This is a genomic window from Buttiauxella selenatireducens, assembly GCF_031432975.1.
Taxonomy (GTDB): domain Bacteria; phylum Pseudomonadota; class Gammaproteobacteria; order Enterobacterales; family Enterobacteriaceae; genus Buttiauxella; species Buttiauxella selenatireducens.
In genome coordinates this window covers 2,825,700-2,846,973 of sequence record NZ_CP133838.1, presented here as the reverse complement: position 1 = coordinate 2,846,973, position 21,274 = coordinate 2,825,700, and the positions used below count along the sequence as shown (strand labels likewise).

The following is a 21,274-nucleotide window of genomic DNA, read 5'->3' as shown; positions in this document are numbered from 1 at the left end:
TGCCACGGAGAGTTACCTACCACAACACTTTTTAAATTTTTTGCCAGAGCCACAAGGGCAGGGGTCATTACGTCCAAACTGTGGGCGCGTTCCGTCAACATAGTACCATTGACCGTTTTCCTTTAAGAAACGGGAACGTTCTATTATGGCACTTTCCACGCCTTGCTCTTCAAAACGCGCAACGAAACTGACGAAACCTTCGTTCTCATCTCGTCCGGCAGCCGTTTCATATACGGTCAGACCCTGCCAGTGAGTGGTCGCAAAACTTCCGGAAATATCGCTTTTCAGTGAAAGGCTGCGCGTCTGCGGGTACCAGCTTGCCACCAGATAATCTGCGTCCTGCATCACATAGGCGGAATAACGTGAGCGCATAAGCTGTGATGGGGTTGGCGCGAGCGTATCTGCGCTTATATATGGCTGGCAACATAAGCTATACTCCAGACCGCTACCACAAGGGCAAAGTTGCGACACAGCATCTCCTTGGTTACAAAAAAAGAGTCGGCGTAAATACGCGGGGTAGTTATGTTAACTGAGCAGTGGCGACTTCGTCACGAGGTGATAAACCGGGGAAGATAGACCGAGGCGGAATGAGACAGGTAAAGATCGGCCTGGCATTAGGGTCGGGAGCAGCAAAAGGATGGGCGCATATTGGTGTTATAAATGCGTTAAAACGTGCAGGCATACAGATTGATATCGTCGCAGGTTGCTCTGTAGGGGCGCTGGTCGGTGCCGCTTATGCCAGTAATCGCTTACCGATGATGGAGCGGTGGGTACGCTCGTTCGGCTATTGGGATGTCCTGCGACTGATGGATCTTTCCTGGCGCCGTGGCGGTTTATTACGTGGCGAAAGAGTCTTCAATAACGTTCGTAAAATTATCACCGAAGAAAATATTGAAGACTGCGCGCTGCGTTTTGGTTCGGTTGCCACTAATTTAAGCACCGGGCGCGAACTGTGGTTCACGGATGGCGACCTTCATCAAGCGGTTCGTGCTTCTTGTAGCATGCCTGGCTTGCTTTCGCCTGTCGGGTACAACGGCTATTGGTTGGTCGATGGCGCGGTGGTTAATCCCGTACCGGTTTCGCTGACCCGAGCGTTAGGGGCCGATATCGTTATTGCCGTCGACCTGCAACACGATGCACATCTGATGCAGCAAGATTTACTCTCCGTCAATATGACGACGCCGTTGGCTGAAAACCAGGTGCAACCTGATACCTGGCGCGGGCGGCTGCGTGAACAGCTCGGTAAAATAACGACCCGCCGCGCGACGACCACACCGACGGCGATGGAAATCATGACCACGTCGATTCAGGTGTTGGAAAACCGTTTAAAACGCAACAGGATGGCGGGTGACCCGCCGGACATTTTGTTGCAACCTTTTTGCCCGCAGATTTCAACTCTGGATTTCCACCGTGCCGCTGAGGCGATCAGCGCCGGGAGCCTGGCCGTTGAGAAAAAGATGGACGAGTTACTGCCACTGGTTCGTACCCATGATTGAGTACGGCGAAAACTCGCATCTTCAGGTAATTCTGACAGGCGGTGATTGTCATACCATGCCACTATTGATCTATCGCCAGTCAGGGGAGCGCACATGACACAGCCACTCGTTGGGAAACAGATTCTCATTGTCGAGGACGAGCCCGTTTTCCGCTCTTTGCTGGATGACTACCTCACTTCATTAGGGGCGAACATTGCGGTTGCAACGGACGGCGTGGACGCTCTGGAAAAAATGACCCGTTTTGCGCCCGATTTGCTGATTTGTGACCTGGCTATGCCGCGTATGAACGGACTGAAGCTGGTAGAGCATTTGCGTAATGAAGGCGTTCAGACGCCGATTTTGGTCATTTCTGCCACTGAGAATATGTCTGATATCGCCAAAGCGTTGCGTTTTGGCGTGCAGGATGTCCTGCTCAAACCTATCAAAGATCTCAACCGCCTGCGTGAAACGGTGTTCGCCTGTCTCTATCCAAACATGTTCAATTCTCGCGTTGAAGAAGAAGAACGGTTATTCCAGGACTGGGACGCGCTCGTTAGTGATCCGCAGGCGGCGTCCAAATTGCTGCAAGAGCTGCAACCTCCAGTGCAACAAGTGATGTCGCACTGCCGCGTAAACTACCGCCAACTGATCACCCTCAATCAGCCAGGGTTGGTTCTGGATATTGCACCGTTATCAGAAAACGACCTGGCATTTTATTGCCTTGATGTTACGCGCGCAGGGGATAACGGTGTGTTAGCGGCGTTGCTATTACGCGCGTTATTTAATGGATTGTTGCAAGAGCATCTTTCCCAGCAGCACCAGCGCTTACCAGAATTGGGGAGTTTACTTAAACAAGTGAACCAGTTATTACGTCAGGCGAATTTGACCGGCCAATTCCCATTAATGGTGGGCTATTATCATAGCGGGCTCAAGAATCTCATTTTGGTGTCGGCGGGACTCAATGCCACGTTGAATACGGGTGAACATCAAATTCAGGTCAGCAACGGTGTGCCGTTAGGCACAATGGGCAATACTTACCTCAATCAAATCAGCCAGCGCTGCGAATCCTGGCAGTGCCAGGTGTGGGGGGCGGGTGGCCGATTGCGTCTTATGTTGTCTGCAGAATGAGCATCTGGACGATTGAAAACATTTAGGTTTTCTCCCCTGCCATCGTGGGTGCTAATATCGCATTTAACTCATTCGTATTTATCTTAAATTACCAACGCATCGGGTAAACAGCCGTAGATTTCATTTTTAAGCTGATATACTCGAGGCGTTTTTTAATTGACTTGCAAGTGAAAACTTGAACAGTCCAGGAGATTTTTCAATGGCTGCCATTAATTCTAAAGTAAGAAAAGCAGTAATCCCTGTCGCGGGATTAGGCACGCGTATGTTACCTGCTACCAAGGCTATTCCTAAAGAGATGCTGCCTTTGGTTGATAAACCTTTAATTCAGTATGTGGTCAACGAATGTATCGCCGCAGGAATTACTGAAATTGTGCTGGTAACTCACTCTTCGAAAAACTCCATCGAAAACCACTTCGATACCAGTTTCGAACTGGAAGCCATGCTGGAAAAACGCGTTAAGCGCCAGTTGCTGGAAGAAGTTCAGGCAATCTGTCCTCCGCATGTGACGATTATGCAAGTTCGTCAAGGTCTGGCAAAAGGCCTTGGCCACGCCGTGTTGTGTGCTCACCCGGTTGTTGGCGATGAGCCCGTTGCGGTAATCCTGCCTGATGTCATCCTCGATGAATTCGAGTCAGATCTTTCCCAGGATAACCTGGCTGAGATGATCAAACGTTTCGATGCTACTGGTCACAGCCAAATCATGGTTGAGCCGGTAGAAGATGTCACTGCTTACGGTGTTGTTGACTGTAAAGGCGTGGAATTGAATGAAGGCGACAGCGTGCCAATGGTTGGCATCGTTGAAAAACCTAAAGCGAACGTTGCACCCTCAAACCTTGCGGTAGTGGGTCGTTATGTTCTGACTGCAGATATCTGGCCGCTGCTGTCCAAAACTCCTCCGGGCGCTGGCGATGAAATTCAGCTGACTGATTCCATTGCTATGCTGATGGAGAAACAGACTGTTGAAGCCTACCACATGAAAGGCGTGAGCCATGACTGCGGTAATAAACTCGGCTACATGCAGGCGTTTGTGGAATACGGCATCCGTCACAACACTCTTGGACCAGATTTCAAAGCCTGGTTAGAAGAGACCGTTGGCGCGAAAAAGTAATTCATTTCAACGCAGGATAGAAAGATGAAAGTTACTGTATTTGGTATCGGCTATGTTGGACTTGTACAGGCAGCAGTGCTTGCGGAAGTCGGTCACGAAGTTATGTGCATAGATGTCGATGCGAAGAAAGTCGAAAATCTGAAAAACGGCGTGATCCCGATTTTTGAACCCGGCTTAACGCCGCTGGTTAAGAAAAACTATGAGGAAGGCCGTTTGCAGTTCAGCACCGATGCTGAAATGGGTGTTCATCATGGTGAAATGCAATTTATTGCAGTCGGAACGCCACCTGATGAAGATGGTTCTGCTGACCTTAAATATGTCACCGCTGTAGCGCGTACCATTGCGCAGCACATGACTTCACATAAAGTTGTGCTCGATAAATCTACTGTTCCCGTCGGAACGGCAGACAAAGTGCGTAGCGTAATGGAAGAAACGCTGAAAGCCCGCGGTGTGGATATCACATTCGATGTGGTTTCCAACCCAGAATTCCTTAAGGAAGGGGCCGCAGTTTCTGACTGCATGCGCCCTGAGCGCATTGTTATCGGTACTGATAACGACGATGTGGTCGATTTGCTGCGTGAACTGTACGAACCGTTCAACCGCAATCACGACCGTATGATCCTGATGGATATTCGTAGCGCTGAGTTGACCAAGTACGCCGCAAACTGCATGTTGGCGACCAAAATCAGCTTTATGAACGAAATCTCAAACCTGGCAGAACGCCTGGGTGCGGATATCGAGAAAGTGCGTATGGGGATCGGTTCTGACTCTCGCATCGGCTACAGCTTCATCTATCCTGGCTGCGGTTATGGTGGTTCCTGCTTCCCTAAAGATGTCCAGGCTCTGATTCGTACTGCTCAGCAGATTGGCTATACGCCACGTATTCTGCAAGCGGTAGAAGAGGTAAACCACGACCAGAAGTTAAAACTCCCTGAGTTTATATCTCGTCACTTTGGTGAAGACCTGAAAGGCAAAACCTTCGCGCTGTGGGGGCTTTCTTTCAAACCCAATACCGATGATATGCGTGAAGCTTCAAGCCGCGTCCTGATGGAAGCGCTTTGGGAGCGCGGTGCTCAGGTGCAGGCGTATGACCCGGAAGCTATGGATGAAACCCAGCGCATTTACGGACATCGTTCTGATTTAAAACTGATGGGAACGAAAGAAGCGGCATTGCAAGATGCGGATGCCCTGGTGATTTGTACCGAATGGCAAAGTTTCCGTGCCCCTGATTTCGACGCAATTAAGAAATCACTTAAACAACCGGTTATCTTTGATGGCCGTAACCTGTATGATCCTGAGAGACTAAGCAAACGCGGCTTTGTTTATTATGCAATCGGCCGCGGAGCGTCCATCAATATTGCATAAGATACCCTAAATAATTCGAGTTGCATCGCGATGGTCAATGAACGTATCCCGAAGCATTTACATCATTAAGTGATTCGGGGTGGTTCATACAGCCAACAAAGATGCAACTTGAAGTATGAGCGGTATAAATGAGGGTTATATGAAATATTTGGTTACCGGCACGGCAGGTTTTATTGGATTCCATGTTAGCGAGCGTCTGCTGAACGCCGGTCACCAGGTTATCGGTATCGATAACCTGAACGACTATTATGACGTCAATCTTAAGCAAGCTCGTCTTGATCTCCTCGCTCCTCACTCTTCATTCCGTTTCGAAAAAATTGACCTCGCCGATCGTAATGCCATGGCAGAGTTATTTGCTACAGAGAAATTCGATCGTGTGATTCATCTTGCGGCACAAGCAGGTGTTCGTTATTCAATCGATAACCCTCTGGCTTATGCGGATTCAAACCTGGTGGGGCATTTAAATGTCCTTGAAGGTTGCCGCCATAATAAAGTAGGGCATCTGTTATATGCGTCTTCGAGCTCAGTATATGGCCTGAATCGTAAACTTCCGTTCTCAACGGATGACAGCGTCGACCATCCAATTTCTTTATATGCGGCGACTAAAAAAGCTAACGAGTTGATGTCGCATACCTACTCGCACTTATATGGTCTGCCGACGACTGGTTTGCGTTTCTTTACCGTTTATGGCCCTTGGGGTCGTCCGGATATGGCATTATTTAAATTTACCCGTGCGATTGTCGAAGGGAAGAGTATTGATGTTTACAATCACGGACAAATGCGTCGTGATTTTACTTATATTGATGATATTGCCGAAGCGATTGTGCGTTTACAGGATGTCATTCCACAACCTGATGCACAATGGACAGTAGAAGAAGGGACGCCAGCAACCAGTTCAGCGCCATACCGTGTGTATAACATCGGTAATAGTAATCCTGTGACGCTGATGGACTATATTACGGCACTGGAAACCTCACTGGGCAAAGTTGCGCAGAAGAACATGCTTCCTATGCAGCCTGGTGACGTACTGGAAACCAGCGCGGATACACAGGCGTTGTATGACGTTATCGGCTTCAAGCCACAGACGTCAGTACAAGATGGCGTACAGCGCTTTGTAGACTGGTATAAAGCGTTCTATAAAGTCAGCTGATACCTAAGTCGTGATTTGCCCATAAATGATAAAAGGGAGCCCTGGCTTCCTTTTTTTATGGCTACTGTTTATCGGCAGGATTTAAAAAAGCATAATGCAGAAAATAAAAATCCCGCCGAAGCGGGATTTAATAAGCAGCACTAAAAGCAAAAATTAGGCAATCAGGAAGTCTTCCAGTTTCTTACCTTGTTCTTCCATTGCTTTCTTGATTACAGCTGGAGTACGGCCCTGGCCGGTCCAGGTTTTGCTTTCGCCGTTTTCGTCGATGTACTGATATTTAGCAGGGCGCGCAGCGCGTTTTGCTTTGCCTGCAGATTTAACAGCAGCCATGCTATTCAGTAATTCATTAGGATCAATGCCGTCAGCAATCAGCATTTCACGGTATTGTTGCAGTTTACGAGTACGCTCTTCAATTTCTGCTGCAGCAGCATTATCTTCTTCGCGACGTTCGTTAACTACAACTTCTAATTTTTCCAGCATTTCTTCCAACGTTTCCAGAGTACATTCTCTAGCTTGGGCACGAAGGGTGCGGATGTTGTTCAGAATTTTAAGTGCTTCGCTCATTTTAGTAATCTCAATCTTATATTGATGGTTGGCTTGATGGGCTAATAATAGAGGCTTAAATTAAGTTCTGCAATAGGCGGTAATGTAAGGAATTCAAAATTACATAATATTTTGTCGATTTATTAAAGAACATTAACTTAAATTTTGTCTCACATGGTGAGTAAACAAAACCTGGATAACTCACTTTTTCTACAACAACCCTGATAGTAACAGGGGTTGTTGGGGTACTAAATTGAGGCATGAGAGCATTAATGGTGAAATATCAACCTTTGGTATTATTGTCTGCCATGGGGGATATTCTTAATAGTTAATTATTATTAGGGATTCAATGAGTTCCACTGAATAGCTAAGAAAATGCTTAAAGCTCCGTTAGTTAAGTGCAACGTGACGAACTTCAAACATCTGATGCCTTCATCAATTTCGCTCTGCAACTTATATATCAGACCAACAATACAGAAATTTTTCCTGGGAACGTCGGGTAACGGCAACTCTGTAACGGCTTATGATATAATCCGTGTTAATAATATTTACATTTTAACTCAGGCTAGCTGACCAATGGCACAACTCTACTTTTACTATTCCGCAATGAATGCGGGTAAATCCACGGCATTACTGCAATCCTCATACAACTATCAAGAGCGCGGAATGCGCTCGCTGGTGTATACCGCAGAAATTGACAATCGGTTTGGCTCTGGAAAGGTGAGTTCGCGTATTGGGCTGTCGTCGCCTGCCAAGCTTTTCAATGGTGCGACTCAGTTATTCAATGAAATACGCGATGAGCATCAGCGTGATGCCGTGCATTGTGTTCTGGTGGACGAATGCCAATTTTTAACGCGCGACCAGGTGCTGGCGTTATCAGACGTCGTGGATGAATTAGATATTCCCGTATTGTGTTATGGATTACGCACTGATTTTCAGGGGGAATTATTTGGCGGGAGCCAATATTTATTGGCATGGTCAGATAAGCTCGTGGAATTAAAAACTATCTGTTTCTGTGGCCGCAAAGCCAGTATGGTGCTGCGACTTGATCAGGAAGGTCGTCCCTATAACCAGGGTGAACAAGTGGTCATAGGCGGTAACGAGCGTTACGTATCGGTTTGTCGTAAGCATTACAAGGAGGCGCTGCAAACCGGCTCTCTACAGGGCATTCAGAGCGCATAAAAAATAAAAGAGAGGCGAAGGGTAGGCCTTCCCTCTGAGCTCTGTGAGATGCCTTATATTGCGTATTTGAAAAATAGTCATAAAAAAACCCGCCGAAGCGGGTTTTTTATTAGGCTTTACAATTAAGCGGTTTTCTTCGCTTTCTTGTCAGCTTTAGCTGCTGGAGCAGCTTCTTTCGCAGTCGATGCTGGCACGCTGCCTTCTTCTACATAATCACGACCATAGAAGGTATCCATCAGAATCTGTTTCAGCTCAGAGATCAGTGGGTAACGCGGGTTAGCACCGGTACACTGGTCATCGAACGCATCTTCAGACAGTTTATCAACGTGAGCCAGGAAGTCAGCTTCCTGAACGCCTGCTTCGCGGATGGACTTAGGAATACCCAGTTCAGCCTTGATGCTTTCCAGCCATGCCAGCAGTTTCTCGATCTTAGCAGCAGTACGGTCGCCCGGTGCGCTCAGACCCAAGTGGTCCGCGATTTCAGCATAACGACGACGCGCTTGTGGGCGGTCATACTGGCTGAAAGCAGTCTGCTTAGTTGGGTTGTCATTCGCGTTATAGCGGATAACGTTGGAAATCAACAGGGCGTTCGCCAGACCATGAGGAATGTGGAACTGTGAACCCAGTTTGTGCGCCATTGAGTGACACACACCCAGGAAGGCGTTAGCAAACGCAATACCCGCGATGGTCGCAGCATTGTGTACACGCTCACGAGCAACAGGGTTTTTAGAACCTTCATGGTAAGACGCTGGCAGGTTTTCTTTCAGCAGTTTCAGTGCTTGCAGAGCCTGACCGTCAGAGAACTCGCTCGCCAGTACAGAAACGTAAGCTTCCAGTGAGTGAGTCACGGCATCCAGACCACCGAATGCACACAGGGACTTAGGCATATCCATCACCAGGTTGGCATCAACAATCGCCATGTCTGGAGTCAGAGCGTAGTCAGCCAGTGGGTATTTCTGGCCTGTTGCATCATCAGTTACAACTGCAAACGGAGTCACTTCTGAACCAGTACCGGAAGTGGTGGTAACCGCGATCATTTTCGCTTTTACGCCCATTTTCGGGAACTTGTAGATACGCTTACGGATGTCCATAAAGCGCAGTGCCAGTTCTTCGAAGTGAGTTTCTGGGTGTTCGTACATAACCCACATGATTTTCGCAGCATCCATTGGGGAACCGCCGCCCAGCGCGATGATCACGTCTGGTTTGAAGGAGTTCGCCAGTTCTGCACCTTTACGTACAACGGACAGGGTTGGATCAGCTTCTACTTCGAAGAATACTTCAGTTTCAACGCCTGCTGCTTTCAGAACAGAAGTGATCTGGTCTGCGTAGCCGTTGTTGAACAGGAAACGGTCGGTAACGATCATCGCACGTTTGTGACCATCAGTAATCACTTCGTCCAGCGCGATAGGCAGAGAGCCGCGGCGGAAGTAGATAGATTTCGGAAGTTTATGCCACAACATGTTCTCAGCTCGCTTAGCAACGGTTTTCTTGTTGATCAGGTGCTTAGGACCCACGTTCTCAGAGATGGAGTTACCACCCCATGAACCACAACCCAGAGTCAGGGAAGGCGCGAGTTTAAAGTTGTACAGGTCACCGATACCACCCTGAGAAGCAGGGGTGTTGATCAGGATACGTGCAGTTTTCATTTTGTCGCCGAAGTGCTTAACGCGCTCTGGCTGGTTGTCCTGGTCGGTGTACAGGCAAGAGGTATGACCGATACCGCCCATCTCAACCAGTTTCTCAGCTTTAACGACTGCATCTTCGAAGCTCTTAGCACGGTACATAGCCAGAGTTGGAGACAGTTTTTCGTGAGCGAATGGCTCAGAATCGTCAACAACGCTAACTTCACCAATCAGAATTTTGGTGTCAGCCGGTACGGTGAAGCCTGCCAGTTCAGCAATTTTGGTTGCTGGCTGACCAACGATAGCTGCGTTCAGTGCGCCATTTTTCAGGATAATGTCCTGAACCGCTTTCAGCTCTTTACCCTGCAGCATGTAGCCGCCGTGGGATGCAAAACGTTCACGCACTGCATTGTATGCAGAGTCAACAACGATTACTGACTGCTCGGAAGCACAGATTACGCCATTATCGAAGGTTTTGGACATCAGGATAGAAGCAACAACACGTTTAATGTCAGCAGTTTCGTCAACAACAACAGGAGTGTTACCTGCGCCTACGCCGATTGCTGGTTTACCGGAGCTGTATGCAGCTTTAACCATGCCTGGGCCACCCGTTGCCAGAATCATGTTGATATCTGGGTGATGCATCAGGGCGTTAGACAGTTCTACAGATGGCTGGTCAATCCAACCGATCAGATCTTTCGGTGCACCAGCAGCGATAGCAGCTTGCAGAACGATGTCTGCGGCTTTGTTAGTCGCGTCTTTTGCACGTGGGTGTGGAGAGAAGATGATCGCGTTACGGGTCTTAAGGCTGATCAGAGACTTAAAGATCGCAGTAGATGTTGGGTTAGTCGTCGGTACGATACCGCAGATGATGCCGATTGGCTCAGCGATAGTGATAGTACCGAAGGTGTGGTCTTCGTCCAGAACACCACAAGTTTTCTCATCTTTATAGGCGTTGTAGATATACTCAGAAGCAAAGTGGTTTTTGATCACTTTATCTTCAACGATACCCATGCCAGATTCGGCAACGGCCAGTTTCGCGAGGGGAATTCGAGCATCAGCGGCAGCCAGGGCGGCGGCGCGGAAGATTTTATCGACTTGCTCTTGAGTGAAGTTGGCATATTCACGCTGGGCTTTCTTGACGCGCTCTACTAGTGCGTTAAGTTCAGCGACATTAGTTACAGCCATAATGCTCTCCTGATAATGTTAAACTCTTTTAGTAAATGAGCTGCTCGAGACGACAGTATAGTCAGCGGGCAACAGCTTGCGTAGAAGAGGGGCCACGACTATCCAAAAACTTCCCAAAACATCTTGCTGATTTACTAAAAGAGCCTTATCGAAAAAACCTATTCATGGTCTGAATCAAACGCTCTTCAGATGTATCTAAGAGTACTCACTTCTGAGTAGGTTTTTTGTGATTTGCATCACATTATCTCAAGGCTGACTCCATTCAGCAGGGCGGATTCAGGTTGTTGATAAGTCTTTAAAATATTCGTCACAGCAAAGATAAAACAAACTACCATATTTTCAACAAGTGAGTAACAATATTGTTTAATATCGCAATTGCGTATAAAAGTAGTTATCTATGCTGCGAAAGGGCGTAGCGCCTGCAGTGGTTTTCCATTACATTACCGCGGCCTTTGCTACGTTCATTTGCGGAGTTTTTAGTGGCTCAATCCTTATTTGATTTGCCAACCTATTTTAAGTTCTTTATTGGATTGTTCGCTCTGGTAAACCCAGTAGGGATCATTCCCGTTTTTATCAGCATGACCAGCTATCAAACGGCGATAGCGAGGAATAAAACCAATCTAACTGCCAACCTTTCTGTCGCGATAATTTTGTGGACTTCGTTGTTTCTTGGCGACGGCATCCTGCAACTATTCGGCATATCAATAGATTCCTTCCGTATTGCTGGCGGCATCCTGGTGGTGACCATCGCGATGTCGATGATCAGCGGTAAACTCGGGGAAGATAAACAGAACAAACAAGAAAAATCAGAGAGCGCTATCCGCGAAAGCGTTGGCGTAGTCCCGTTAGCACTTCCATTAATGGCCGGTCCAGGTGCAATCAGTTCGACTATCGTCTGGGGCACGCGTTACCATAGCTGGAATTATTTAATCGGTTTTACGATTGCCATCGCACTCTTTGCTTTTTGCTGCTGGTTGGTTTTCCGCCTTGCGCCTTTCTTAGTGCGTCTGCTGGGGCAAACTGGCATTAACGTTATAACCCGTATTATGGGGCTACTTCTGATGGCTCTGGGTATTGAATTTATTGTAACCGGTCTGAAAACTATCTTCCCCGGGTTATTAAGTTAGTTCTGCTGTAACTGGCAATTGAAAAAGCAGAATAACTATTCTGCTTTTTTTTGTTAAATACCCACCAACTTGTTTGAAGCATTAGTACTTCTGTCCTTTTCATCAGAAAATCATTCATAAGAAAAAGCTTTGGAAACCGCATATTAGCGATATGCGCTTTTGTCTGCTGTACACAAAACTCCCAATCAAATCGTTAATTAACTAACACTACACAATGATACTTGCTGTGGCTTTATTGAGATGATATTAGTTATTCACGCTGTCTTGCAGATGAATGTGCTAAAAAATAACCAATTGTTAATTTTTCGTGAACAACGAGGCCCCTTCATCACACCGCAAGATAACCAACCATCTTAATACTGCTATTTCTTTTATTTTTAGAGAGTTATCTCGAATAAATGAGCTGGCGCAGGATCGTTCCAGACCGCATCCTGGATAGATAAAAGAGAAATGGTTAACAAATTTGCAAATTGTATTGGCGGGAGTTAGGTGCTTTTGATACTTTCCAGACAACACAATTATCTGAAAAATGTTTCATTTACAGATGACTCATCAAAATCAACCTGAGAACAGGGTGGGTTGATTAAGAATCGACGGAGCAGGGTGCCATAAAGAGCATCCCCCAAATAAAGTCGGTGATAGCAGGTAACACAAAATAAATCCTGGCAGTCGCATAACGCTCTTGCGCTGTTAAGGAACCCCAAAGGGGAAGAGGCTGGCTTTCGGGTCGGTAATTATAATGAGTGGAGTATCAACACAATGTCCATCATCACAAAAAAAAGTCTGGTTGCAGCAAGCATTTTAACCGCGCTAATTGTAGGCAATGTGGCCACGGCGGCCGAAGTTCCTGCAGGTGTCCAACTGTCAGAAAAGCAAACGTTGATTCGAAATAACGGTGCTGAGCCACAGTCTCTGGATCCAAATAAAATTGAAGGTGTTCCTGAATCAAACGTAAGCCGTGACCTGTTCGAAGGTCTGCTGATTACCTCTCCAAAAGATGGCCACCCAATTCCAGGTGTTGCAGAGTCCTGGGATAACAAAGATTTTAAAGTGTGGACCTTCCATCTGCGTAAAGATGCTAAATGGTCTAACGGCGACCCAGTAACGGCACAAGATTTCGTTTATAGCTGGCAGCGTCTGGTTGATCCAAATACCGCTTCCCCGTATGCAAGCTATCCGCAATATGGCCATATCGTAAACGTTGATGAAATCATCGATGGCAAAAAGAAACCAAGTGAGCTGGGCGTAAAAGCTATTGACGACCATACACTGGAAGTGACGTTGAGCGAGCCAGTTCCTTACTTCTACAAACTTCTGGTTAACCCGGCGATGTCCCCGGTGAATAAAACCGCCATTGAGAAGTTTGGTGAGAAGTGGACCCAGCCTGCGAACCTCGTTTCTAACGGCGCATATAAACTGAAAGACTGGGTTGTTAACGAACGTATCGTGATGGAGCGTAATACCAACTATTGGGATAACGCGAAAACCGTCATTGATCAGATTACCTATCTGCCAATCTCTTCTGAAGTTACCGACGTAAACCGCTACCGTAGCGGCGAAATCGACATGACTTATAACAACCTGCCGATCGAACTGTTCCAGAAGCTGAAAAAAGAAATTCCAGCTGAAGTTCACGTTGACCCGTATCTGTGTACTTATTACTACGAAATCAACAACCAGAAAGCTCCGTTTAACGATGCGCGTGTTCGTACCGCTCTGAAACTGGGTCTGGATCGCGACATTATCGTAAACAAAGTCAAAGCGCAGGGCGATCTGCCGGCTTATGGCTACACGCCTCCTTATGCTGACGGCGCTAAGCTGACTAAACCTGAGTGGTTCTCGTGGACTCAGGAAAAACGTAACGAAGAAGCTAAGAAATTGCTGGCTGAAGCGGGTTATAGCAAAGATAAACCGCTGACCTTTGACCTGCTGTACAACACATCTGACCTGCATAAAAAACTGGCTATCGCTGCTGCTTCTATCTGGCAGAAAAACCTCGGTGTGAACGTGAAGTTGGTCAACCAGGAATGGAAAACCTTCCTCGATACTCGTCACCAGGGTAACTACGATGTGGCGCGTGCTGGCTGGTGTGCTGACTATAACGAACCAACATCCTTCCTGAACACTATGCTGTCTGGCAGTTCAATGAACACCGCGCATTATAAGAGCCCGGCATTTGACGCCATCATGGCCGAATCGCTGAAAGCGACCGATGAAGCACAGCGCAGTGCTGCGTACGATAAAGCCGAACAACAGCTGGGCAAAGACTCTGCTATCGTTCCGGTTTATTACTACGTGAATGCTCGTCTGGTGAAACCATGGGTTGGCGGTTATACCGGCAAAGACCCGATGGACAATATCTATACTAAAGATATGTATATCATCAAACATTAATGGCAATTAGTGGGGCAAGTTTTTTCCGTCATACTTCACGCCGCAGATGCGTTATCTGCGCTCATTCACCCCAGTCACATAGTTTGGCTATGTTCCTGGGGATTCATGAGCTTGTTGCCTTTCTGCAACGTGAATTATTTAGGAAAAAAGGGGAGGGCTTGCCCCATCGTGTCTTATTTCATTACTACTTAAAGGCACACGCCAGAAGGTACGGGCAATGTTGAAATTTATTCTACGTCGTTGTCTGGAAGCAATTCCGACACTCTTTATTCTTATAACAATTTCATTCTTCATGATGCGTCTTGCGCCGGGTAGTCCATTTACCAGCGAACGCGCACTTCCGCCAGAAGTTATGGCGAACATTGAAGCTAAATACCATTTAAACGATCCGATCACGACACAGTACTTCAGTTATCTGAAGCAACTGGCTCACGGTGATTTTGGCCCGTCATTCAAATATAAAGATTATTCAGTTAACGATCTGGTTGCTTCAAGCTTCCCTGTCTCTGCGAAATTAGGTGCAGCCGCATTTATTTTTGCCGTGGTTTTAGGGGTGTTAGCCGGAGTTATCGCCGCACTGAATCAAAATACCAAATGGGATTACGCCGTCATGGGGATCGCCATGACCGGGGTCGTTATCCCCAGTTTCGTGGTTGCCCCGTTACTGGTTCTGATATTTGCTATCACGCTTAAATGGTTGCCTGGCGGGGGCTGGAATGGTGGGGCGCCTCAATACATGATCCTGCCAATGGTTGCACTTTCATTAGCTTATATTGCGAGTATTGCGCGTATTACTCGTGGTTCAATGATTGAAGTGCTGCACTCAAACTTCATCCGTACTGCTCGCGCCAAAGGGTTGCCAATGCGTCGCATTATTTTGCGCCACGCTTTGAAACCTGCTCTGTTACCTGTGCTGTCTTATTTAGGCCCGGCTTTTGTCGGTATCATCACAGGCTCAATGGTTATTGAAACCATTTACGGATTACCAGGTATTGGCCAGTTGTTCGTAAACGGAGCGTTGAACCGTGACTATTCTCTGGTTCTGAGCCTCACCATTCTGGTAGGCGCGTTGACTATTCTCTTTAACGCGATTGTTGACGTGCTGTATGCCGTTATCGATCCGAAAATCCGTTACTGACACTGGAGTTCGCCATGATGTTGAGTAAGAAAAACAGCGAGGCGCTGGAAAACTTCAGTGAAAAACTTGAAGTAGAAGGCCGTAGCCTTTGGCAAGATGCGCGTCGCCGTTTTATGCATAACCGTGCTGCGGTGGCCAGTCTGATTGTTCTGGCACTCATCGCGCTATTCGTGACTTTTGCGCCGATGTTGTCGCAGTTTAGCTATTTTGATACCGACTGGGGAATGATGTCGGCAGCACCTGACATGGAGTCAGGGCACTACTTTGGCACCGACTCCTCTGGTCGTGACCTGTTAGTTCGGGTGGCAATCGGCGGACGTATTTCTCTAATGGTCGGTGTGGCTGCGGCGCTGGTTGCTGTGGTTGTAGGGACATTATACGGCTCGCTCGCGGGTTATCTGGGCGGTAAAACTGACTCAGTCATGATGCGTCTGCTGGAGATCCTCAACTCCTTCCCGTTCATGTTCTTCGTTATTTTACTGGTGACCTTCTTTGGGCAAAACATCCTGCTTATCTTTGTGGCAATCGGGATGGTTTCCTGGCTGGACATGGCGCGTATCGTTCGTGGACAAACCCTGAGCCTGAAACGTAAAGAGTTTATCGAAGCGGCTCAGGTCGGTGGGGTTTCTACCGCCAATATCGTGGTTCGTCACATTGTGCCAAACGTGCTGGGTGTCGTCGTGGTTTACGCTTCACTACTGGTGCCGAGCATGATCTTGTTCGAATCCTTCCTGAGCTTCCTGGGTTTGGGTACGCAAGAGCCGTTAAGTAGCTGGGGCGCATTGCTGAGTGATGGTGCGAACTCGATGGAAGTTTCACCGTGGCTGCTGATGTTCCCGGCAGGCTTCCTCGTCATCACCTTGTTCTGTTTCAACTTTATCGGCGATGGCCTGCGTGATGCCCTCGACCCGAAAGATCGTTAAGGAGTGCCGCGATGAGCACAATTGAAAATCCTGCGGTGGTTACTCCACTGAGCCAGACTTCTACGTTGTTAGACGTAAAAGATCTGCGCGTCACCTTTGGTACCCCAGACGGTGATGTTACTGCGGTAAACGATCTGAACTTCAGCCTGCGTGCCGGTGAAACATTGGGCATCGTTGGGGAATCTGGTTCCGGTAAATCGCAAACAGCTTTTGCTTTGATGGGACTGCTGGCAGCGAATGGCCGTATCGGCGGGTCTGCTAAATTTAACGGTAAAGAGATCCTGAATCTGCCAGAAAACCAGCTTAACCGCCTGCGCGCGGAGCAGATTTCGATGATTTTTCAGGACCCAATGACCTCGCTTAACCCGTATATGCGTGTCGGCGAGCAGTTGATGGAAGTGCTGATGCTGCACAAGAAATTGGGCAAAGCAGAAGCGTTTGAAGAATCCGTTCGTATGCTTGATGCCGTGAAAATGCCTGAAGCTCGTAAGCGAATGCGGATGTTCCCGCATGAGTTTTCCGGTGGTATGCGTCAGCGTGTCATGATCGCGATGGCGCTGTTATGCCGTCCAAAACTGCTGATCGCAGATGAACCTACTACGGCGCTGGATGTAACGGTTCAGGCGCAAATCATGACACTGCTTAACGAGCTCAAACGTGAGTTCAATACAGCAATTATCATGATCACCCACGATCTCGGCGTGGTTGCTGGGATCTGCGACAAAGTGCTGGTGATGTATGCGGGTCGTACCATGGAATATGGTCAGGCTCGTGACGTGTTCTACAACCCGGTTCATCCTTATTCCATCGGTCTGCTCAATGCGGTCCCTCGACTTGATGCTGAAGGCGAATCTTTGCTGACCATTCCTGGCAATCCGCCGAACCTGCTGCGTCTGCCAAAAGGCTGCCCGTTCCAGCCGCGTTGTCCGCACGCGATGGAAATCTGTAATAGCATGCCGCCTCTGGAACCCTTCGGTGAAGGCCGTTTGCGCGCTTGCTTTAAGCCAGTGGAGGAGTTGGTATGAACGCCGTGACACAAGAGAAAAAAGTCCTGCTGGAAATTGCCGACCTCAAAGTGCACTTTGACATCAAAGACGGCAAACAGTGGTTCTGGCAACCCTCCAAAACGTTGAAAGCCGTAGATGGTGTGACGCTGCGTTTATACGAAGGCGAAACGCTGGGTGTGGTAGGGGAATCAGGTTGCGGCAAATCGACGTTTGCCCGTGCCATTATCGGCCTGGTCAAAGCAACTGAAGGCCGTGTGGCGTGGTTGGGTAAAGATTTGCTGGGGATGAATCAGGACGAGTGGCGCAATGTGCGTAGCGATATCCAGATGATTTTCCAGGACCCACTGGCCTCATTAAACCCGCGTATGAACATCGGCGATATTATTGCTGAACCGTTGCGTACCTATCATCCTAAAATGCCGCGTCAGGAAGTTCGTGACCGCGTAAAAGCGATGATGATGAAAGTGGGCTTGTTGCCAAACCTGATTAACCGTTACCCACACGAGTTTTCAGGGGGCCAATGCCAGCGTATCGGGATTGCTCGCGCACTGATCCTTGAGCCAAAACTGATTATCTGTGACGAGCCGGTTTCAGCGCTCGACGTGTCGATTCAGGCGCAGGTGGTCAACCTGCTGCAAAAATTGCAACGTGAAATGGGGTTGTCGCTTATCTTCATCGCCCACGATCTGGCTGTGGTAAAACACATTTCAGACCGCGTGCTGGTGATGTATCTGGGACATGCGGTGGAGTTGGGCACCTATGACGAGGTGTACCATAATCCGTTGCACCCTTATACCAAGGCATTGATGTCTGCGGTGCCCATTCCCGATCCCGATTTGGAAAGAAACAAAACGATACAACTTCTCGAAGGGGAGTTGCCGTCGCCAATAAATCCGCCATCAGGCTGTGTTTTCCGCACCCGCTGCCCAATTGCTGGGCCGGAATGTGCGATAACTCGCCCGGTGCTGGAGGGTAGCTTCAAGCATGCGGTTTCCTGTCTGAAGGTAGACCCGCTATAATCTCGCAGGGCTGGCATGATGCCAGCCCTTTTAGTTTGTGAGGTTACTTTGCCCGTGCTTATTCGTTCCACCCGTAAGCGGATGTACCACCTTCTCTTTGATCAAAAAACACGCTCAGGCCGACGCTTTGAAGCGTTATGCGGGTTATTCGCGTTACTCAGTGTGATTGCTGTTTTTGTCGAGTCCGGACTCGGGACGCAATATCATCTGAACTATGATCAATGGCAAGTATTTGTCGCACTGGAAATTGGTTTCACGCTGTCGTTCACGCTGGAATATATTCTGCGAGTGCTTTGCTGGCCTGAACCCAGGAAATATGTCTTTAGTTTTTGGGGGTTCATCGATCTGGCGACAATTTTGCCGCTATACGTGTTGTGGCTGTGGCCTGAAATAGGCGTCAATTATGTCTTTGCGTGGCGTGCAATGCGTGCGATACGCGTGCTGCGAATTCTCAAACTGCTGCGCTACATGCCGACACTGCATACGTTATGGCAGGCGATTCTTAATGCCCGGCACCAGTTGATTCTTTTCTACTCCTTTATTCTTATTGTGATGGTCGTTGCTGGCGGCTTGATGTATGGCATCGAAGGACCGCCAAACGGCTTTAGCAATTTGGGGACGTCGGTGTACTGGGCTGTCGTCACGGTGACGACAGTGGGGTATGGCGATATTACTCCGCATACCGGAGCGGGCCGAATGGTTGCCTCAATTCTTATCTTGATTGGTTACTCGGTCATCGCTATCCCAACGGGGATTATTACAGCGCATATGACGAATGAGTTTCAGAAACAGCGGAATGCCCGTTTGTGCTCTCGCTGCCATAAGGGCGATCACGACAGCGAAGCTCGTTTCTGCAAATCCTGCGGGAGCGTGTTGCCGAAGTTATAGGTATAAGGGCAGCCTTACGCTGCCCTGATGCGTAATTTCTGCGAACTTATTCGCGCCAGAGAATATGGCAAAGTTTATGGTCTTTCTCACGGCACAACAGTACACGTGCGAAGATGTCATTGATTTCCCCGCCGTCGGTATCCGCAAGGCCAATAACCACTTCAGCAAAGAAATCTGGATTCAGGTCGAAATCCACATGTTCCTGCCAGTCTTCGGCTGGGTCAAAAAGCTCAGCACCGCCACGCTCTTCAAATTGCAGATTAAACAAAATCACATCTGCCGGATCGAGGTTATCGACCGCCAGCTCGAGAAAAATATCGTAAGCCTGCTCGAGAGTTTCATCTTCTGTCAGGCGATTGTTCAGATCCATTTCCATGTTTATTTCCACTTATCGAGTGCGATAGCGCCACGTTTTACAGCAACGGGCTAAAGAAGTAAAACAGTCGCTCTACTACACGCTGCCACATTGGGCGCTTAACCCACAAACGCGGGTCCAGTAAGCGAGAGCGGGATATATAGTCGTCCTGAACCGCAGCAAGATCGCTGGCAAAACCGGAGTCATCAATAACCAAAGTTATCTCGAAATTCAGCCACAAGCTGCGCATGTCCAGATTCACAGTACCGACTAAACTCAATTGCCCATCAACCAGCACGCTCTTGGTATGCAGCAAACCGCCTTCGAACTGATAAATCTTCACCCCTGCGGCAAGCAACTCAGTAAAGAAGGCGCGGCTGGCCCAGCCCACCAGTAGTGAGTCATTCTTACGTGGAACGATAATACTCACGTCGACGCCACGTTGCGCCGCGGTGCAAATGGCATGGAGCAAGTCGTCACTTGGCACAAAGTAAGGGGTCGTCATTATCAGATATTCACGCGCCGCATAAACCGATGTCAGAAGCGCTTGATGAATCAGGTCTTCAGGGAATCCAGGGCCTGAAGCAATGGTATGAATCGTGTGCCCAGTGGCCTCTTCAAAAGGCATAATATTTGTATCTGGGGCTGGCGGTAAAATACGTTTCCCGGTTTCTATTTCCCAGTCGCAGGAGTACACAATCCCCATCGCGGTGGCGACCGGGCCTTCCATACGCGCCATTAAATCGACCCATTGCCCGACGCCGGCATCTTGTTTAAAGAAGCGCGGATCAACCAGGTTCATGCTGCCGGTATAAGCGATGTAATTATCGATCATCACCATTTTACGATGCTGGCGTAAATCCATGCGGCGCAGGAACACACGCATAAGATTAACTTTCAGCGCTTCGACCACTTCCACGCCCGCGTTACGCATCATGTTTGCCCAGGGGCTGCGGAAGAATGCGACACTCCCCGCCGAGTCCAACAGCAAGCGGCAATGAATACCACGACGCGCGGCAGCCATCAGCGATTCGGCGACTTGATCGGCTAAACCACCGGGTTGCCAGATATAAAACACCATCTCGATGTTATGGCGGGCCAGTTGAATATCACGAATCAGCGCATGCATCGTTTCATCAGACGTAGTGAGCAACTGGAGCTGGTTGCCTTTTACACCGCCAATCCCCTGACGTCGTTCACACAGTTGAAACAGTGACGTTGCGACCTCACTGTTTTCTTCGGCAAAAATATGTTTGCAGCTTTTAAGGTCGTTTAACCACTTGGCCGTCGAAGGCCACATGGCGCGCGCACGCTCTGCGCGGCGTTTGCCCAGATGCAATTCGCCAAACGAGAGATAGGCAATGATTCCGACCAGCGGAAGAATATAAATGATAAGAAGCCATGCCATGGCTGAAGGAACTGCACGACGCTTCATCAAAATTCGCAGCGTCACGCCGGCTATTAAAAGCCAGTAACCTAAAATTATCAGCCAACTAAAGACTGTATAGAAGGTTGTCATCGTTCAAAAATCCTTTAGAAACCGTATGCTTTTGAGTTTACGCACAACAGCCACCGGTTGACACTAAAACTATACCCAAAATAATTTGAGTTGCAGGACTAATCGTAAAACGACTGGTCTGTAGGGCAGAAGGCTCTATAATG

At 48.3% G+C, this 21,274-nt stretch carries 18 protein-coding genes; 13 read left to right on the top strand and 5 right to left on the bottom strand.

The features are described 5' to 3' along the window. Positions 1 to 12: 12 nt before the first annotated feature. Positions 13 to 471, bottom strand: coding sequence for a YchJ family protein (locus RHD99_RS13060; protein ID WP_309874320.1), 459 nt, complete (start codon positions 469 to 471; stop codon positions 13 to 15). Between the two features lie 116 nt (positions 472 to 587). On the opposite strand from RHD99_RS13060, the gene rssA reads away from it, so the two are divergent. The 5 genes from rssA (at position 588) to RHD99_RS13035 (ending at position 6,226) form a co-directional block, all read left to right on the top strand. Beyond that, positions 588 to 1,496 (top strand): patatin-like phospholipase RssA, encoded by a 909-nt coding sequence (rssA, locus tag RHD99_RS13055; RefSeq protein WP_183271661.1) that lies wholly within the window; start codon positions 588 to 590, stop codon positions 1,494 to 1,496. Between the two features lie 93 nt (positions 1,497 to 1,589). Next, the gene (gene rssB / locus RHD99_RS13050) at positions 1,590 to 2,603 is read left to right on the top strand and encodes a two-component system response regulator RssB (protein ID WP_183271660.1); all 1,014 of its coding nucleotides are present in this window, start codon (positions 1,590 to 1,592) and stop codon (positions 2,601 to 2,603) included. A 199-nt stretch (positions 2,604 to 2,802) separates the two neighbouring features. Beyond that, positions 2,803 to 3,711, top strand: coding sequence for a UTP--glucose-1-phosphate uridylyltransferase GalU (gene galU, locus RHD99_RS13045; protein WP_183271659.1), 909 nt, complete (start codon positions 2,803 to 2,805; stop codon positions 3,709 to 3,711). A 24-nt stretch (positions 3,712 to 3,735) separates the two neighbouring features. Then, on the top strand, positions 3,736 to 5,076 hold the full coding sequence (locus RHD99_RS13040; protein WP_183271658.1) for a UDP-glucose dehydrogenase family protein: 1,341 nt from the start codon (positions 3,736 to 3,738) through the stop codon (positions 5,074 to 5,076). A gap of 139 nt (positions 5,077 to 5,215) precedes the next feature. After that, entirely contained in the window at positions 5,216 to 6,226 is a 1,011-nt protein-coding gene (locus tag RHD99_RS13035) for an NAD-dependent epimerase (RefSeq protein WP_183271657.1), read from the top strand. Positions 6,227 to 6,379: 153 nt separating this feature from the next. On the opposite strand, the gene hns is transcribed toward RHD99_RS13035, so the two are convergent. Beyond that, complete coding sequence (hns, locus tag RHD99_RS13030) at positions 6,380 to 6,790, bottom strand: histone-like nucleoid-structuring protein H-NS (RefSeq protein WP_034494985.1); 411 nt, start codon at positions 6,788 to 6,790, stop codon at positions 6,380 to 6,382. 555 nt (positions 6,791 to 7,345) lie between these two features. Here hns and tdk point away from each other — a divergent pair. Continuing rightward, on the top strand, positions 7,346 to 7,951 hold the full coding sequence (gene tdk / locus RHD99_RS13025) for a thymidine kinase (RefSeq protein WP_309874317.1): 606 nt from the start codon (positions 7,346 to 7,348) through the stop codon (positions 7,949 to 7,951). Between the two features lie 122 nt (positions 7,952 to 8,073). Here tdk and adhE read toward each other — a convergent pair whose 3' ends face one another. Then, positions 8,074 to 10,761: a bifunctional acetaldehyde-CoA/alcohol dehydrogenase gene (gene adhE / locus RHD99_RS13020; protein ID WP_183271655.1), complete on the bottom strand. Its 2,688-nt coding sequence runs from the start codon at positions 10,759 to 10,761 to the stop codon at positions 8,074 to 8,076. Between the two features lie 479 nt (positions 10,762 to 11,240). On the opposite strand from adhE, the gene RHD99_RS13015 reads away from it, so the two are divergent. The 7 genes from RHD99_RS13015 (at position 11,241) to RHD99_RS12985 (ending at position 19,257) form a co-directional block, all read left to right on the top strand. After that, on the top strand, positions 11,241 to 11,888 hold the full coding sequence (locus RHD99_RS13015) for a YchE family NAAT transporter (RefSeq protein WP_183271654.1): 648 nt from the start codon (positions 11,241 to 11,243) through the stop codon (positions 11,886 to 11,888). Between the two features lie 759 nt (positions 11,889 to 12,647). Next, positions 12,648 to 14,282, top strand: coding sequence for an oligopeptide ABC transporter substrate-binding protein OppA (oppA, locus tag RHD99_RS13010; protein ID WP_183271653.1), 1,635 nt, complete (start codon positions 12,648 to 12,650; stop codon positions 14,280 to 14,282). A 217-nt stretch (positions 14,283 to 14,499) separates the two neighbouring features. Continuing rightward, the gene (gene oppB / locus RHD99_RS13005; protein ID WP_183271652.1) at positions 14,500 to 15,420 is read left to right on the top strand and encodes an oligopeptide ABC transporter permease OppB; all 921 of its coding nucleotides are present in this window, start codon (positions 14,500 to 14,502) and stop codon (positions 15,418 to 15,420) included. 14 nt (positions 15,421 to 15,434) lie between these two features. After that, complete coding sequence (gene oppC, locus RHD99_RS13000; RefSeq protein WP_309874312.1) at positions 15,435 to 16,343, top strand: oligopeptide ABC transporter permease OppC; 909 nt, start codon at positions 15,435 to 15,437, stop codon at positions 16,341 to 16,343. An 11-nt stretch (positions 16,344 to 16,354) separates the two neighbouring features. Next, entirely contained in the window at positions 16,355 to 17,368 is a 1,014-nt protein-coding gene (locus RHD99_RS12995; protein ID WP_183271650.1) for an ABC transporter ATP-binding protein, read from the top strand. Further along, positions 17,365 to 18,369 (top strand): murein tripeptide/oligopeptide ABC transporter ATP binding protein OppF, encoded by a 1,005-nt coding sequence (gene oppF / locus RHD99_RS12990; protein WP_183271649.1) that lies wholly within the window; start codon positions 17,365 to 17,367, stop codon positions 18,367 to 18,369. The genes RHD99_RS12995 and oppF overlap by 4 nt, the downstream gene beginning before the upstream one ends. A gap of 15 nt (positions 18,370 to 18,384) precedes the next feature. After that, positions 18,385 to 19,257, top strand: coding sequence for an ion transporter (locus RHD99_RS12985; protein WP_309874308.1), 873 nt, complete (start codon positions 18,385 to 18,387; stop codon positions 19,255 to 19,257). A 46-nt stretch (positions 19,258 to 19,303) separates the two neighbouring features. On the opposite strand, the gene RHD99_RS12980 is transcribed toward RHD99_RS12985, so the two are convergent. Then, positions 19,304 to 19,633, bottom strand: a complete 330-nt coding sequence (locus RHD99_RS12980) for an HI1450 family dsDNA-mimic protein (protein WP_034455830.1) — start codon at positions 19,631 to 19,633, stop codon at positions 19,304 to 19,306. A gap of 37 nt (positions 19,634 to 19,670) precedes the next feature. Then, positions 19,671 to 21,131, bottom strand: a complete 1,461-nt coding sequence (gene cls, locus RHD99_RS12975) for a cardiolipin synthase (protein WP_183271647.1) — start codon at positions 21,129 to 21,131, stop codon at positions 19,671 to 19,673. Positions 21,132 to 21,274 lie beyond the last annotated feature (143 nt).

What these genes read in the sequence shown, in the direction of transcription:
- rssA (WP_183271661.1), top strand. Translation starts at nt 588, where the DNA reads ATGAGACAGGTAAAGATCGGCCTGGCATTAGGGTCGGGAGCAGCAAAA.
- rssB (WP_183271660.1), top strand. Translation starts at nt 1,590, where the DNA reads ATGACACAGCCACTCGTTGGGAAACAGATTCTCATTGTCGAGGACGAG.
- galU (WP_183271659.1), top strand. Translation starts at nt 2,803, where the DNA reads ATGGCTGCCATTAATTCTAAAGTAAGAAAAGCAGTAATCCCTGTCGCG.
- RHD99_RS13040 (WP_183271658.1), top strand. Translation starts at nt 3,736, where the DNA reads ATGAAAGTTACTGTATTTGGTATCGGCTATGTTGGACTTGTACAGGCA.
- RHD99_RS13035 (WP_183271657.1), top strand. Translation starts at nt 5,216, where the DNA reads ATGAAATATTTGGTTACCGGCACGGCAGGTTTTATTGGATTCCATGTT.
- hns (WP_034494985.1), bottom strand. Translation starts at nt 6,790, where the DNA reads ATGAGCGAAGCACTTAAAATTCTGAACAACATCCGCACCCTTCGTGCC.
- tdk (WP_309874317.1), top strand. Translation starts at nt 7,346, where the DNA reads ATGGCACAACTCTACTTTTACTATTCCGCAATGAATGCGGGTAAATCC.
- adhE (WP_183271655.1), bottom strand. Translation starts at nt 10,761, where the DNA reads ATGGCTGTAACTAATGTCGCTGAACTTAACGCACTAGTAGAGCGCGTC.
- oppA (WP_183271653.1), top strand. Translation starts at nt 12,648, where the DNA reads ATGTCCATCATCACAAAAAAAAGTCTGGTTGCAGCAAGCATTTTAACC.
- oppB (WP_183271652.1), top strand. Translation starts at nt 14,500, where the DNA reads ATGTTGAAATTTATTCTACGTCGTTGTCTGGAAGCAATTCCGACACTC.
- oppC (WP_309874312.1), top strand. Translation starts at nt 15,435, where the DNA reads ATGATGTTGAGTAAGAAAAACAGCGAGGCGCTGGAAAACTTCAGTGAA.
- RHD99_RS12995 (WP_183271650.1), top strand. Translation starts at nt 16,355, where the DNA reads ATGAGCACAATTGAAAATCCTGCGGTGGTTACTCCACTGAGCCAGACT.
- oppF (WP_183271649.1), top strand. Translation starts at nt 17,365, where the DNA reads ATGAACGCCGTGACACAAGAGAAAAAAGTCCTGCTGGAAATTGCCGAC.
- RHD99_RS12985 (WP_309874308.1), top strand. Translation starts at nt 18,385, where the DNA reads ATGATGCCAGCCCTTTTAGTTTGTGAGGTTACTTTGCCCGTGCTTATT.
- RHD99_RS12980 (WP_034455830.1), bottom strand. Translation starts at nt 19,633, where the DNA reads ATGGAAATGGATCTGAACAATCGCCTGACAGAAGATGAAACTCTCGAG.
- cls (WP_183271647.1), bottom strand. Translation starts at nt 21,131, where the DNA reads ATGACAACCTTCTATACAGTCTTTAGTTGGCTGATAATTTTAGGTTAC.